Origin of the sequence: Escherichia sp. HH26CH (assembly GCF_009820205.1) — a bacterium.
GTDB classification, from domain to species: Bacteria; Pseudomonadota; Gammaproteobacteria; order Enterobacterales; family Enterobacteriaceae; genus Escherichia; species Escherichia coli_F.
The window spans coordinates 206543-221105 of record NZ_VNXM01000064.1; the positions used below are offsets into that span (position 1 = coordinate 206543).

Below are 14563 nucleotides of genomic sequence, written 5' to 3' on the forward strand. Positions count from 1 at the left end.
AAATTCGATAAATAGCACATATGATTAAAAGTCAGACCCCAAGTGGTCGGATCACCTGCATATCATAAGAAGGATACACCATGACCCTACGCAAGATTCTGGCACTCACCTGCCTGCTGTTGCCGATGATGGCTTCCGCACATCAGTTTGAAACCGGTCAACGAGTGCCACCGATAGGCATTACCGATCGGGGCGAGTTGGTGCTTGATAAAGATCAGTTTAGCTACAAAACCTGGAACAGCGCGCAGTTAGTGGGAAAAGTGCGAGTACTGCAACATATTGCTGGTCGCACCTCTGCAAAAGAGAAAAACGCGACGCTGATTGAAGCGATTAAATCAGCAAAGTTACCGCACGATCGTTACCAGACCACCACCATTGTGAACACCGACGACGCGATTCCGGGTTCCGGCATGTTTGTGCGCAGCAGTCTGGAGAGTAATAAAAAGCTTTATCCCTGGTCGCAGTTTATTGTCGATAGCAATGGCATCGCGCGCGGTGCCTGGCAGCTGGATGAAGAAAGTTCCGCTGTAGCGGTGCTGGACAAAGACGGTCGAGTGCAATGGGCCAAAGACGGTGCGCTCACTCAGGAAGAGGTGCAGCAAGTGATGAACCTGCTGCAAAAGTTGCTCAAATAATGTTAATAACATAAATTCTGGAAAAATAAATTTCCCCTATCGATATATATGGGATAGGGGAATTAAGTCTCTGAGTTTTTACGCCGAACTCATACTAGTATCAATAACCCTTATTCGCGTTTAACGGTTTTACCTCTTTTTTAAACGCTTCAATGGTAGATTTATATTTCTTGTGAATCTTTTCTTCGGTATAATTACCGTTTGCGGCCAGATTTGCACTTACAATCGCTTCCACTTGCTCGGTTATTTCCACTTGTTGGTAACCTGCATTAACCAGAAAATTATAAATAAGAGAGTAATCTTCACCCTGCAAAAAAATATAAGAGCCAGTTCGAAGTTCCTCATCCCCTCCATAGATTTTAAGAGCAAAGCCCAAAGATTCTATGACCATGGCATAATTTCTATTATTTATTTCCTCGCAAAAATACCATCCTTCACATTCTTTAATGCTACCTTCTGGCCCTTCAAGTTCAAATTTACCCCGTTTTAATTTGCTTACTACATTCTCCAAATAAGCAGAATCGTAAGATAAGTTACCCGCCGCCTTCCGAAAATAACCGTTAATCCTTTCAGGTATGTCAGACTGTTTTTTCTGCAAAATATCATAGGCATACAATCTTCTATTTTGTGCTAGTGGAAATTCACGGTTTTTAAAGTCTATAAATGAGTTATACTCATTTATTGTTATAGGGATTTCTTCGTATTCAAATCCAGTGCCTCGCAATGTCATTGTATATTCGGCACCGTTATCTTTAAGGCGGAAGCTGATAAGAAAATTATCCATGGAGTGAACGGTTTCATCTTTTAATGAAAGCACCTGATAACTATTTTTATCGATCTGTGTAGCTCTAAGAAAGAACTCCCTTAAAATTAACAGACTATCATAATTCGAAATCCAATCCCTTTTCTTAAATGCATGCTGAATATTATTAAAGAAATTATTTGAATGTGTTTTTGTATACGAAGACTTTACAAATAACTCCACCGCACCAATAAAATTATTGTGTCTGATCCTGGGTAACATATGACAACCTTATTATATTTGGTTATTCTATGTCGCCATTAAATATCTTGTTAAAGAAATAAACTATCAAAAAACGCTCATTATTAAAACATAACTTATTAGCGTTAGAATATTTACACTTTAAATACAATCCCTTTATATCTATAACTTTTTAGGTTGGAAACAAATCAGGATGGCAGAATCAGGAAATACACTGTTTCTGCCATATATATTTAATAAATAGAGACTCTGAACCCAGGATTCAGGAACGACTCGCGCGGGGTATAATCCAGCGGTTTACCCTGCCAGTCGTGAACGTGTGCTCCGGCCGCTGCCGCAACTGCGTGACCGGCAGCGGTATCCCAAATATTAGTTGGCCCGAAACGCGGATAGAGTTGAGCCTGCCCTTCCGCCACCAGGCAGAATTTCAGCGAAGAGCCGATAGACGTGGTTTGATGTTCGCCAAGCTGTTGCAGATACTCTTTCAGCTCCGCATCCGCATGGGAACGGCTGATCACCACCAGCGGCGGGCGCGCATCGCGGACCTGAATCTGCTTGCGTACACCGCACTCTTCTTTCCAGGCTTTGCCGTCTGCCGCGCTGTACATTACGTTCATTACCGGCGCATACACCACACCTAAAATCGGTTTGCCGTGGTCGATGAGCGCAATATTAACGGTGAATTCACCATTACGTTTAATAAACTCTTTAGTACCATCCAGCGGGTCTACCAGCCAGTAACGCTGCCAGTGTTGACGGACTTCCCAACCGGGAGGATCTTCTTCAGAAAGGACCGGAATATCCGGTGTCAGCGTACGTAAACCGTCCATGATAACGGTGTGTGCGGCAATATCCGCTGCCGTTACCGGAGAATTGTCCGCTTTGCTGACGACGTCCATCGGTTTCGTCCCGTCGTAGACCTGCATAATGGCATCGCCTGCATTCCGTGCAAGCTGGCATACTTGATCTAACATTTCTCCACCTCGTCTCTGTGAGCGGTGTTAACTTATTGTTTTACTTATACCCTATCGTTAAAGAATGCGCCAACTGTGATAGTGTCATCATTTTCAAAGCGTTAAATTGTGGCATTCTTCACTGTTCTAAAAGTAAGAGGTTTATTCTCCCTTTTCTTTCGAATTCCCGATGAAAAAAGGATGTCCCTGATGATTAAGTTTAGCGCAACGCTCCTGGCCACGCTGATTGCCGCGAGTGTGAATGCAGCGACGGTCGATCTGCGTATCATGGAAACCACTGATTTGCATAGCAACATGATGGATTTCGATTATTACAAAGACACCGCCACGGAAAAATTCGGACTGGTACGTACGGCAAGCCTGATTAACGATGCCCGCAATGAAGTGAAAAACAGCGTACTGGTCGATAATGGCGATTTGATTCAGGGGAGTCCGCTGGCCGATTACATGTCGGCGAAAGGCTTAAAAGCAGGTGATATTCACCCTGTCTATAAAGCATTAAATACGCTGGACTATACCGTCGGCACGCTTGGCAACCACGAGTTTAACTACGGTCTGGATTACCTGAAAAATGCACTGGCAGGAGCGAAATTCCCTTATGTAAATGCCAACGTCATTGACGCTAAAACCAAACAGCCCATGTTTACACCGTATTTGATTAAAGACACCGAAGTGGTCGATAAAGACGGAAAAAAACAGACGTTAAAGATTGGCTATATTGGCGTCGTGCCGCCGCAGATTATGGGGTGGGATAAAGCCAATTTGTCCGGCAAAGTCACCGTTAACGATATAACGGAAACTGTGCGCAAGTACGTGCCTGAAATGCGCGAGAAAGGTGCCGATCTCGTTGTCGTTTTGGCGCATTCTGGTCTCTCTGCCGATCCGTATAAAGTGATGGCAGAAAACTCAGTTTATTACCTCAGTGAAATTCCGGGCGTTGATGCCATTATGTTTGGTCATGCTCACGCTGTTTTCCCGAGTAAAGATTTTGCGAATATCAAAGGGGCTGATATCGCCAAAGGCACGCTGAACGGCGTTCCGGCGGTAATGCCGGGCATGTGGGGCGATCATCTCGGCGTGGTCGATCTGCAACTCAATAATGACAGCGGAAAATGGCAGGTGACGCAGGCGAAAGCGGAAGCACGGCCGATTTACGATATCGCCAATAAAAAATCCCTCGCGGCGGAAGACAGCAAGCTGGTAGAAACACTTAAGGCCGATCACGAGGCCACACGCCAGTTTGTCAGCAAACCAATCGGTAAATCTGCCGACAATATGTATAGCTATTTGGCGCTGGTGCAGGACGATCCGACCGTGCAGGTGGTGAATAATGCACAAAAAGCGTATGTCGAACATTACATTCAGGGCGATCCGGATCTGGCAAAACTGCCGGTGCTTTCAGCTGCCGCACCGTTTAAAGTCGGTGGTCGCAAAAATGATCCGGCAAGCTATGTGGAGGTGGAAAAAGGTCAGCTGACTTTCCGTAATGCTGCCGATCTTTATCTCTATCCCAATACGCTGATTGTGGTGAAAGCCAGCGGTAAAGAAGTGAAAGAGTGGCTGGAGTGCTCCGCCGGACAGTTTAAGCAGATTGATCCTAACAGCACGAAACCGCAGTCACTCATTAACTGGGATGGTTTTCGCACCTATAACTTTGACGTCATTGATGGTGTCAATTATCAGATTGATGTTACTCAGCCCGCCCGCTATGACGGCGAGTGCCAGGTGGTTAATGCCAATGCGGAAAGGATTAAGAACCTGACCTTTAACGGCAAGCCGATTGATCCGAACGCGATGTTCCTCGTTGCCACCAATAACTATCGCGCTTACGGCGGCAAATTTGCAGGTACGGGCGATAGCCATATCGCTTTTGCTTCACCGGATGAGAACCGCTCGGTGCTGGCAGCGTGGATTGCAGATGAGTCGAAGCGTGCGGGGGAAATTCACCCGGCGGCAGATAACAACTGGCGTTTAGCACCGATTCCCGGCGATAAGAAACTGGATATCCGTTTCGAAACCTCTCCGTCAGACAAAGCCGCAGAGTTTATTAAAGAGAAAGGGCAGTATCCGATGAATAAAGTCGCGACCGATGATATCGGCTTTGCGATTTATCAGGTGGATTTGAGTAAGTAAAACACTTTTCCCGTCTATAAATATGAACCGCATCCGGCATTTATTGGCGGATGCGGTGCTGCTGCATCTTATCCGCCCTACAGGTCATGAACCGTAGGCCGAATAAGCGCAGCGCATCCGGCTGTTATGCTGCACGTTCATCCCGCACTGCCAACACCTCAGGCAAATTCAACTCAATCCAGTCCGCCAGTGCAGCAACCTTTTCGCTCACCTGCTCGCCCAGCGGCGTGAGGCTGTATTCCACATGCGGCGGCACTACCGGATAAGAGATACGGTTAAGAAACCCATCCTGCTCTAACGCCTGTAACGACTGCGCAAGCATCTTTTCACTCACCCCACCCATCTTGCGGCGCAGGTCGCTAAAACGGTGCGTACCTTCGCGAAGCGCGACCAGAATCAATACCCCCCAACGACTGGTGACGTGTTTCAACACCTCGCGCGACGGGCACTGTTCGGCGAAGAGGTTACCCTCTTTCAGTTGTTGCGACAGGCTAGCCTGGCTCATTCATACTTACCTTTTTGTACGTACTTACTAAAAGTAAGTTTAGGTGGTAGCGTATTTAAACACAAGACAAACCGATGGAGGCTTCCCATGATCGCAATTACCGGCGCAACCGGCCAACTTGGTCACCATGTTATTAACTCCTTACTGAAAACCGTTCCTGCCAGCCAAATAGTGGCTATCGCGCGTAACCCGGCAAAAGCACACGCACTGACAGCACAAGGCATTACTGTACGTCAGGCTGAATACGGCGATGAGGCCGCACTGACATCTGCGCTTCAGGGAGTGGAAAAACTGCTGCTGATCTCTTCCAGCGAAGTGGGGCAACGTGCCCCGCAGCATCGAAATGTTATTAATGCCGCTAAGGCGGCGGGCGTGAAATTTATCGCTTATACCAGCCTGCTACATGCTGATACCTCCCCGCTCGGCCTCGCCGATGAGCACATCGAGACGGAGAAAATGCTGGCTGTTTCTGGCATCGCTTACACCTTGCTGCGCAACGGCTGGTACACCGAAAACTATCTCGCCAGCGCCCCGGCAGCACTGGAGCACGGCGTATTTATCGGTGCCGCGGGCGATGGCAAAATTGCCTCAGCTACGCGAGCTGATTATGCGGTAGCTGCGGCGCGCGTAATTAGCGAAGCAGGTCACGAAGGCAAGGTTTATGAACTGGCAGGTGATAGCGCCTGGACACTGACACAATTAGCGGCGGAACTCACCAAACAGAGCGGCAAACAGGTTACCTATCAAAACCTAAGCGAAGCTGATTTCGCCGCGGCGCTGAAAAGCGTCGGTCTGCCTGACGGGCTGGCGGATATGCTGGCAGATTCTGACGTTGGCGCATCGAAAGGCGGCCTGTTTGATGACAGCAAAACGCTTAGCAAATTGATTGGCCGCCCAACGACAACATTAGCCGAGAGCGTAAGCCATCTTTTTAATGTTAATAACTAGTTAATTAAAGTGGCATCCTCCCGTATCCTCTCTGATAATGACGGGATGCGGGGAGCAATCATGTCTGCTTCCTGAACTTTCTTCTGACAGACCAATGGATGCCAGTAATGATTAGCGGCGTGCTGTACGCCCTGTTAGCAGGGTTGATGTGGGGGCTTATATTTGTCGGGCCGTTGATCGTGCCGGAATACCCGGCGATGTTGCAGTCTATGGGGCGTTATCTGGCGTTAGGGTTAATTGCGCTCCCCATTGCCTGGCTGGGGCGCGTGCGTCTGCGTCAGTTGGCGCGTCGCGACTGGCTTACCGCCTTGATGCTCACCATGATGGGCAACCTCATCTATTACTTCTGCCTTGCCAGTGCCATTCAACGTACTGGCGCGCCTGTTTCCACGATGATTATTGGCACCCTGCCGGTGGTTATTCCTGTCTTCGCCAATCTGCTTTATAGCCAGCGCGACGGCAAACTCGCGTGGGGAAAACTCGCCCCGGCACTGGTTTGTATTGGCATCGGCCTAGCGTGTGTGAATATTGCTGAGTTAAACCACGGACTCCCCGATTTTGACTGGGCACGTTATACCTCTGGCATCGTGCTGGCGTTAGTTTCCGTGGTCTGCTGGGCATGGTATGCCCTGCGCAACGCCCGCTGGCTGCGGGAGAATCCCGACAAACATCCGATGATGTGGGCGACGGCGCAGGCGCTGGTCACGCTGCCGGTTTCTCTCATCGGTTATCTTGTCGCCTGTTACTGGCTGAATACGCAAACGCCGGGCTTCTCCCTACCTTTTGGCCCCCGTCCGCTGGTGTTTATTAGTCTGATGATTGCGATAGCCGTGCTTTGCTCATGGGTTGGCGCACTCTGCTGGAACGTCGCCAGCCAGCGATTACCGACGGTTATCCTCGGACCGTTGATTGTTTTCGAAACGCTGGCAGGTTTGCTGTACACCTTTTTACTTCGCCAGCAAATGCCGCCGCTAATGACGCTGAGCGGTATCGCGCTGTTAGTGGTTGGCGTGGTCATTGCGGTCAGAGCAAAACCGGAAAAACCCTTAATTGAACCTGTCTCTGAAAGTTGACACGCTGGCAGTGAGTTAAATAAGCCTCTGCTACGTAAGGGTTATAGCATTCACCTTAAAGATGCATTTAAAATACATCTTATATTATTAAGAATGAGGTATCAGCTATGGCTTATCGCGACCAACCTTTAGGTGAACTGGCGCTCTCTATTCCTCGCGCTTCGGCTCTGTTTCGTAAATATGATATGGATTACTGCTGTGGCGGTAAGCAAACGCTGGCGCGCGCGGCGGCACGTAAAGAACTGGATGTTGAGGTCATTGAAGCCGAACTGGCAAAGCTTGCTGAACAACCGATTGAGAAAGACTGGCGTAGCGCCCCACTGGCAGAAATCATCGACCATATCATCGTGCGCTACCACGATCGTCACCGTGAACAACTGCCGGAACTGATTCTGCAAGCGACTAAAGTCGAACGCGTTCACGCCGACAAACCGAGCGTGCCAAAAGGGCTGACAAAATACCTGACCATGCTGCATGAAGAGCTTTCCAGCCACATGATGAAAGAAGAGCAGATCCTCTTCCCGATGATTAAACAAGGCATGGGTAGCCAGGCGATGGGGCCTATTAGCGTGATGGAAAGCGAGCACGATGAAGCGGGTGAACTGCTGGAAGTAATCAAACACACTACCAATAACGTCACACCGCCGCCGGAAGCCTGCACCACCTGGAAAGCGATGTATAACGGTATTAATGAACTGATTGATGACCTGATGGAGCACATCAGTCTGGAAAATAATGTGCTGTTCCCGCGCGCGCTGGCGGGTGAGTGATCTAAAAGCTGGATGGCATTGCGCCATCCAGCATGATAAAGCCGTTACTTCCGCAGTTCAGCAGTCCGCTTCTTACCAATAAACAACCAGCCCAACCCCAGCGCGATAAACCACAGCGGGGTAACCAGCAGCGCCTGGCGAGTGTCATCTTCCAGTGTCAGCAGCACGACCACGAACACAAAGAACGCCATACATACCCAGCACATCAGCTTGCCGAGCGGCATCTTGTAGATAGACTTCTCATGCAGGTGCGGACGCTGTTTGCGATACACCAGGTATGAGCAAAGGATAATCGTCCAGACGAACATAAACAGAATCGCGGAAACAGTCGTGATCATCGTGAACGCGCCAATCACGCTGGGATTCACATACAACATCACCACACCGCCGAGCAGACAGATACAAGAGAAGGTCAGCCCTTTCGCTGGTACGGCGCGCTTAGAAAGTTTAGCGAACGCTTTCGGCGCAACACCTTCCTGGGCCAGACCAAACAGCATACGGCTGGTAGAGAAGACGCCGCTGTTAGCGGAAGACGCCGCAGAGGTCAGCACCACAAAGTTGATTACGCTGGCAGCCGCAGGCAAACCCACCAATACAAAAAGTTCAACGAACGGGCTTTTCTCCGGGACTACCGAACTCCACGGCGTCACGGACATAATCACAATCAGCGCGAAGACGTAGAACATAATGATACGGATCGGAATGGAGTTAATCGCACGTGGCAGTGATTTCTCCGGATCTTTCGTTTCCGCAGCGGTTGTACCGACCAGCTCAATCCCCACGAAAGCGAAAACCGCTATCTGGAATCCGGCAAAGAAGCCACTTAAACCTTTCGGGAACCAGCCGCCGTCATTCCACAAATGCGCAAACGACGCTTCCACACCGGTCGGTGACTGGAAGTGCATCATGACCATGATCAGACCAACGACAATCAGCGACACGATGGCGACAATTTTGATCATCGCAAACCAGAACTCCATCTCACCGAACATTTTCACGGTAGCGAGGTTGAGCGTCAGCAGCAGCACTATCACCGCCAGCGAGGCAACCCAGTCGGAGAGATCGGGGAACCAGAACTGAGCATAGGCAGTGATGGCCACCACGTCCGCCATACCGGTAACCACCCAGCAGAACCAGTAGGTCCAGCCAGTGAAATATCCCGCCCATGGCCCCAGTAAATCGGAAGCGAAGTCACTAAAAGATTTGTATTCCAGATTCGAAAGCAGCAATTCCCCCATTGCCCGCATCACAAAAAAGAGCATAAAACCGATGATCATATAAACGAAGATGATCGACGGTCCGGCAAGGCTGATTGTTTTACCGGACCCCATAAACAACCCCGTACCAATGGCCCCACCAATGGCAATAAGCTGAATATGTCGGTTTGTGAGATTGCGCCGTAGCGACTGTTCAGCCGGAGCCTGATCATCGGCAACGACTTTTACCTGATCTACCATGTTTTTTTCTTCCTGTACCTGTCTGTGTTGTTCAGGCTCTGCGGCCTTTAGTCAGTCTATGATACGACGAATCTGTATCGGGACTCATCGATATTAGGTAACAATACGCGGGATGAATACTAAGATTTAGATCTAATGTTAATTTTATGTTTAAAGTGAGTGTCATATCACGGTGATAACGCGAAACAGCTCACAAAAATACACGCTTACGGGGTCTTTGCAACACAAAATAGCGCCATTTGGCAAACTGAAGGGTTTATTGCTGAATGCCTGCTCCCCTCTGGCTCGAGGGGAACAGAATGCGCTGCTTAGAGGATTTCCAGCAGTTCGACTTCAAACACCAGGGTGCTGAACGGAGGGATGGACGCGCCTGCGCCACGCTCGCCATAGGCCAGTTCCTGCGGGATAGTCAGTTCCCATTTAGAACCTACCGGCATCAGAGTCAGTGCTTCAATCCAGCCAGGGATCACGCCGTTAACCGGGAATTCAGCTGGCTCGCCACGGGCAACAGAGCTGTCAAACACAGTGCCGTCGATCAGTTTACCGGTGTAATGAACACGAACGCGGTCAGTGCGTGCCGGAATTGCGCCTTCCCCCTGATTGATCACGCGGAATTGCAGGCCAGATTCGGTGCTATTCACACCCTCTTTTTTGGCGTTTTCTTCCAGGTATTTCACACCTTCAGCAGCCATCGCCTGGAAACGCTGACGACGAACGGCATCGGCGCGTTCGTGGATTTCACGCAGCGCGCGGTGCACCACATCAACCGGAACAGCCGGATGTTTGCCTTCCAGCGCATCGGCAATGCCTGCAACCAGGGCTTCTGGCAGCAGCCCTTCCAGGCCTGATTCACTCAGTTGTTGCCCTACCTGCAAACCAATGCCGTAGCTTGCTTGCGCTTCGATGGTGTCAAAAGTTGGGGTGGTCATCGTATTTCCTTTCTTAGGGTATAAAGTAGCGGGCAGCATATCAGCCACACTTCTTTGGGTAAAACTTTGTCGCGGGAATGATGACAAATCCCGGGGAAAAAGAAACAATAGCAATATCCCGTATGAATATAATAAAGGCGGGTTTACCACGGACATCATAGCGTTAGCTTATTCATAGGCTATGATTGAGGAACAAGACGCGGAGCAGGAGGAAACCATGCCCGGGCGCTTTGAACTAAAACCAACCCTGGAGAAAGTCTGGCACGCGCCGGACAATTTTCGCTTCATGGACCCGCTACCGCCGATGCATCGTCGGGGGATCATTATTGCCGCTATTGTATTGGTGGTCGGATTTCTACTCCCGTCGGATGATACGCCAAACGCGCCGGTGGTGACGCGTGAAGCACAGTTAGATATTCAGTCGCAATCACAACCGCCGACAGAAGAACAGCTGCGGGCGCAATTAGTCACACCACAAAATGATCCTGATCAGGTGGCTCCGGTCGCTCCAGAACCGATACAGGAAGGCCAACCGGAAGAGCAGCCGCAAACCTCGCAAGTGCAACCTTTCCAGCCAGATAGCGGAATTGACAATCAATGGCGCTCTTATCGTGTCGAACCCGGTAAAACAATGGCGCAGCTGTTCCGCGACCACGGACTGCCCGCTACCGATGTCTATGCAATGGCGCAGGTAGAAGGCGCGGATAAGCCACTGAGTAATTTGCAAAATGGGCAGATGGTGAAAATCCGCCAGAACGCCAGCGGCGTGGTGACGGGCTTAACCATTGATACGGGAAATAATCAACAGGTCCTGTTTACCCGCCAGCCGGATGGCAGTTTTATTCGCGCGCGGTAGATGAAGGGTCAACCAGAAGCCAGCTAAGGATCGTCTCTTTGATGACCTTACGCCTGGCTTCCAGTGCCTGCGGTGAAACCATACTGATGTGATAAACCAGGCCAAGCGTATGCTGGTTGATCAAATAATATCCTCCAAGAGCAGCAATATTAATATTCACCTGCAACGGGTCGATATCTGGCTTAAAAATATTGCGCCGTTTGCCTTCAGCTAATAATGACTCCATTAACTGTAAGTGTGCGTGGTTAATTTCTAAAAGGCGCTGTGATTTTGCATAATGCACCCCTTTACTCTGGTTTTCACTATGCACAATTTTTAAAAACCAGGGGTTAGCAATGTAATAATCCCAGGTGAAATCGATAATTTTCTCAATGGCTTTTTGTGGCGGAAGACCTGAGAAATCAAGGGATTTTTCTTTTTGCCGAATATCATTCCAGGTATATTCCAGCACTTCGATAAATAAATTTTCTTTATTACCAAAGTGATGATAAACCGTCTGTTTACTGCACTCCGCGGCCTTGACGATATTATCGACTCTGGCCCCTTCGTAACCATATTCGGCAAATTCATTAACCGCACATAACAACAGCTTTTCCTTCAGGCTTTGTACGTTGCTGGTATCAAGATACATTCCGCTTCCCCACGTCTTCTTCGTGATGACTATCTTAACCCGATTTGTTAGAAGCTCCACTAAAATGGCTAAAAACTCGCAATTTCATCGGGTTATCAAATGCTCTGTGATCATTATCGCATATCAACCAACTAGATGGTTGATCTTTCTTGCCACACATTGCAAGCTAATCGTCACTTAAGGAAATAATATTCAAAAAGAGGGTTATCGTATGAAGTCAACACGTCCTGTTGCTGTCATCACTGGAGCCGCACGTGGTATTGGAAAGGGCTGTGCACTGGAACTTGCGCGTGGCGGATTTAATCTGCTGATTAATGATCGTCCGGATGCCGACAGCGTAGAAAAATTACATGCCACACAACAAGAATGTCTGGCGGAAGGCGTGGAAGTGATTTGCTTCCCTGCTGATGTTGGCGATCTCTCCCTTCATGAAGAGATGCTCGACGCGGCGCAAAACCAGTGGGGACGTCTGGACTGTCTACTCAACAACGCAGGCATTTCAGTGAAAAAACGCGGTGACCTCCTCGACCTCGAACCAGACAGCTTCGACCAAAACATTGCCATTAACACCCGTGCGCCGTTCTTCCTTGCTCAGGCATTCAGTAAGCGATTACTGGCACAGCCGAAACCGGAAGCAGAACTGCCGCACCGCTCGATTATTTTTGTCAGTTCCATAAACGCCATCATGCTGGCGATGAATCGCGGCGAATATACCAATGCCAAAACTGCCGTCTCCGCCGCAGCTCGCCTGTTTGCCGCTCGCCTTTGCAATGAACAAATTGGCGTTTATGAAGTGCGCCCTGGCCTAATCAAAACCGATATGACCATTCCGGCAACGGCTTATTACGACGAACTGATTGCTAAGGGGTTAGTGCCGTGGGGACGTTGGGGTTATCCGGCTGATATTGCTTCCACTGTCCGCGCGATGGCGGAAGGTAAACTGATTTACACCTGTGGTCAGGCGGTCGCCATCGACGGCGGCTTAAGTATGCCGCGCTTCTGAGGCTGAATCATGAGAGATCTGTTACAACGCCCGGATTTATTCAGTATCAATACCGCGACACTGGGCTATAAAACGCCGCTACCCGCCATTATTGATGCCTGCGCCGCACGCGGTATTGGCGCCATTGCCCCCTGGCGCAGGGAGTTACAGGGTGAAGATCTCCAGCAAATCGCCCGCCAGCTTGCTGCCAGTAACATGAACGTTTCCGGTTTGTGCCGTAGCACCTACTACACCGCACCGACGCTGGCGGAGCGCAAACTGGCGATTGACGATAACCGCCGGGCGCTGGACGACGCCGCTGTACTGAACGCCGCCTGTTATATGCAGGTGGTTGGCGGTCTGCCAATGGGAACAAAAGATCTGTACGAAGCACGGGAACAGGTGAAACAAGGGATTCGCCAGTTGCTGCCACATTCGAAAGAGGTCGGCGTGCCAATTGCACTGGAGCCACTGCACCCGATGACTGCTGCCGATCGTTCTTGTCTGTGCACATTACGTCAGGCGCTGGACTGGTGTGATGAACTCGATCCCGATGGCGAATTTGGCCTCGGCGTGGCGGTAGATGTCTACCATGTCTGGTGGGACCCGGATCTCGCCAGTCAGATCCTGCGTGCCGGAAAACGCATCCTCGCGTTTCATGTTTCCGACTGGTTAGTGCCGACCACCGATCTGGTCAATGACCGTGGAATGCCGGGAGATGGTGTCATCAATATTCCGTCAATTCGTCGGCTGGTTGAAAACGCCGGATTTAATGGCGCTATTGAACTGGAAATATTCTCACCGTACTGGTGGCAGAAAGATATTAACAGCACGCTGGATATTAGCGTCGATCGCATCGCACATTATTGTTAAGGAATGATCATGAATGACCAACCCGTTCTGTTCAGCAGAGCGGCGGCTTCCTGCCGTCTGACATTGAACCGTGAAGATAAATGTCATGCTATTAATGAAGAAATGATCGAATCTCTCGACCATTATTTAAATGAAATTGAAAACGACACCACATTACGATTAGTCGAATTAACGGCAACCGGCGATAAATTCTTTTGTGCAGGCGGCGATATTAAATCGTGGTCAGCCTATTCGCCATTAGATATGGGCAGAAAATGGATTAAACGCGGCAATGACGTTTTTAATCGCCTGCGCAATTTACCTCAATTAACGGTTGCGAATCTCAACGGTCATACCATCGGCGGTGGTATTGAACTTGCCTTGTGCTGCGATATTCGTATTGCTCGCCCCGGCGCGAAATTCTCTAATCCGGAAGTAATGCTCGGCATGGTGCCTGGCTGGATGGGCATTGAACGCGTGCTTAATCAGGTCGGTCCGGTGGTCGGTCGCCAGATGCTGATGCTGGGTAAACGCCTGACGGCGCAGGAAGCTCAGGCGGCGAATTTAATTGATGAAGTGGTAGAAAAAGAACAGGTGGAAAGCTGGATGGCGAATCAGTTAGCGCAGCTGGAAAAATGCGGTCCGGTGGCGCTCGCACATATTAAGCAACTGATTCTGGCGCTGGAAAATAAACACGCCGATTACCCGCACCAGTTACTGGCTGGATTAATGTCCGCCACTCAGGATTGCCAGCAGGCGACGCGCGCATTTGCCGAAAAAAGTAGCGTGAGCTTCCAAAATCAATAAGGAAATTG

At 49.6% G+C, this 14563-nt stretch carries 15 protein-coding genes; 9 read left to right on the top strand and 6 right to left on the bottom strand.

All coding sequences use genetic code 11. The features are described 5' to 3' along the window. Positions 1-80 precede the first annotated feature (80 nt). Positions 81-635: a YtfJ family protein gene (locus FQ015_RS20510; protein ID WP_000175278.1), complete on the top strand. Its 555-nt coding sequence runs from the start codon at positions 81-83 to the stop codon at positions 633-635. Between the two features lie 100 nt (positions 636-735). Here FQ015_RS20510 and FQ015_RS20515 read toward each other — a convergent pair whose 3' ends face one another. Both FQ015_RS20515 and cysQ read right to left on the bottom strand, forming a co-directional pair. Next, positions 736-1659 (bottom strand): hypothetical protein, encoded by a 924-nt coding sequence (locus FQ015_RS20515; RefSeq protein ID WP_160524432.1) that lies wholly within the window; start codon positions 1657-1659, stop codon positions 736-738. Between the two features lie 212 nt (positions 1660-1871). Continuing rightward, complete coding sequence (gene cysQ, locus FQ015_RS20520) at positions 1872-2612, bottom strand: 3'(2'),5'-bisphosphate nucleotidase CysQ (protein ID WP_000886904.1); 741 nt, start codon at positions 2610-2612, stop codon at positions 1872-1874. 189 nt (positions 2613-2801) lie between these two features. On the opposite strand from cysQ, the gene cpdB reads away from it, so the two are divergent. Then, positions 2802-4745 carry a 2',3'-cyclic-nucleotide 2'-phosphodiesterase gene (cpdB, locus tag FQ015_RS20525; RefSeq protein ID WP_032304382.1) on the top strand — a complete coding sequence of 648 codons (1944 nt, stop codon included), beginning with the start codon at positions 2802-2804 and terminating at the stop codon, positions 4743-4745. A gap of 124 nt (positions 4746-4869) precedes the next feature. Here the strand turns inward: cpdB and FQ015_RS20530 are convergent, their stop codons facing one another. Then, positions 4870-5250 (bottom strand): winged helix-turn-helix transcriptional regulator, encoded by a 381-nt coding sequence (locus FQ015_RS20530; RefSeq protein WP_000075980.1) that lies wholly within the window; start codon positions 5248-5250, stop codon positions 4870-4872. Between the two features lie 87 nt (positions 5251-5337). On the opposite strand from FQ015_RS20530, the gene qorB reads away from it, so the two are divergent. The 3 genes from qorB to ytfE all read left to right on the top strand — a co-directional run bounded on the left by qorB (position 5338) and on the right by ytfE (position 8041). Next, positions 5338-6198: an NAD(P)H:quinone oxidoreductase gene (qorB, locus tag FQ015_RS20535; protein ID WP_032304381.1), complete on the top strand. Its 861-nt coding sequence runs from the start codon at positions 5338-5340 to the stop codon at positions 6196-6198. 107 nt (positions 6199-6305) lie between these two features. Beyond that, positions 6306-7271, top strand: coding sequence for a DMT family transporter (locus tag FQ015_RS20540; protein ID WP_088541515.1), 966 nt, complete (start codon positions 6306-6308; stop codon positions 7269-7271). A gap of 107 nt (positions 7272-7378) precedes the next feature. Next, positions 7379-8041 (top strand): iron-sulfur cluster repair protein YtfE, encoded by a 663-nt coding sequence (gene ytfE, locus FQ015_RS20545; RefSeq protein WP_000331457.1) that lies wholly within the window; start codon positions 7379-7381, stop codon positions 8039-8041. Between the two features lie 44 nt (positions 8042-8085). On the opposite strand, the gene cycA is transcribed toward ytfE, so the two are convergent. Both cycA and fklB read right to left on the bottom strand, forming a co-directional pair. Next, positions 8086-9498 (bottom strand): D-serine/D-alanine/glycine transporter, encoded by a 1413-nt coding sequence (gene cycA, locus FQ015_RS20550; RefSeq protein ID WP_000228335.1) that lies wholly within the window; start codon positions 9496-9498, stop codon positions 8086-8088. A 308-nt stretch (positions 9499-9806) separates the two neighbouring features. Further along, positions 9807-10427 (bottom strand): FKBP-type peptidyl-prolyl cis-trans isomerase, encoded by a 621-nt coding sequence (gene fklB, locus FQ015_RS20555; RefSeq protein ID WP_000211225.1) that lies wholly within the window; start codon positions 10425-10427, stop codon positions 9807-9809. Positions 10428-10644: 217 nt separating this feature from the next. Here fklB and ytfB point away from each other — a divergent pair, with 217 nt between their 5' ends. After that, a complete protein-coding gene (gene ytfB / locus FQ015_RS20560; protein ID WP_001119472.1) occupies positions 10645-11283 on the top strand; it encodes a cell division protein YtfB in 639 nt (212 codons plus the stop codon). On the opposite strand, the gene FQ015_RS20565 is transcribed toward ytfB, so the two are convergent. After that, positions 11267-11914 (bottom strand): TetR/AcrR family transcriptional regulator, encoded by a 648-nt coding sequence (locus FQ015_RS20565; protein ID WP_001355101.1) that lies wholly within the window; start codon positions 11912-11914, stop codon positions 11267-11269. The two genes, ytfB and FQ015_RS20565, sit on opposite strands and share 17 nt — an antisense overlap. A 211-nt stretch (positions 11915-12125) precedes the next feature. Here FQ015_RS20565 and FQ015_RS20570 point away from each other — a divergent pair, with 211 nt between their 5' ends. The 3 genes from FQ015_RS20570 to FQ015_RS20580 are packed head-to-tail and all read left to right on the top strand — an operon-like array spanning position 12126 to position 14555. After that, complete coding sequence (locus FQ015_RS20570; protein ID WP_160524433.1) at positions 12126-12917, top strand: 3-ketoacyl-ACP reductase; 792 nt, start codon at positions 12126-12128, stop codon at positions 12915-12917. 9 nt (positions 12918-12926) lie between these two features. Further along, positions 12927-13769 carry a sugar phosphate isomerase/epimerase family protein gene (locus FQ015_RS20575; protein ID WP_097439486.1) on the top strand — a complete coding sequence of 281 codons (843 nt, stop codon included), beginning with the start codon at positions 12927-12929 and terminating at the stop codon, positions 13767-13769. Positions 13770-13778: 9 nt separating this feature from the next. Next, positions 13779-14555: an enoyl-CoA hydratase/isomerase family protein gene (locus tag FQ015_RS20580; protein ID WP_160524434.1), complete on the top strand. Its 777-nt coding sequence runs from the start codon at positions 13779-13781 to the stop codon at positions 14553-14555. Positions 14556-14563: the final 8 nt, after the last annotated feature.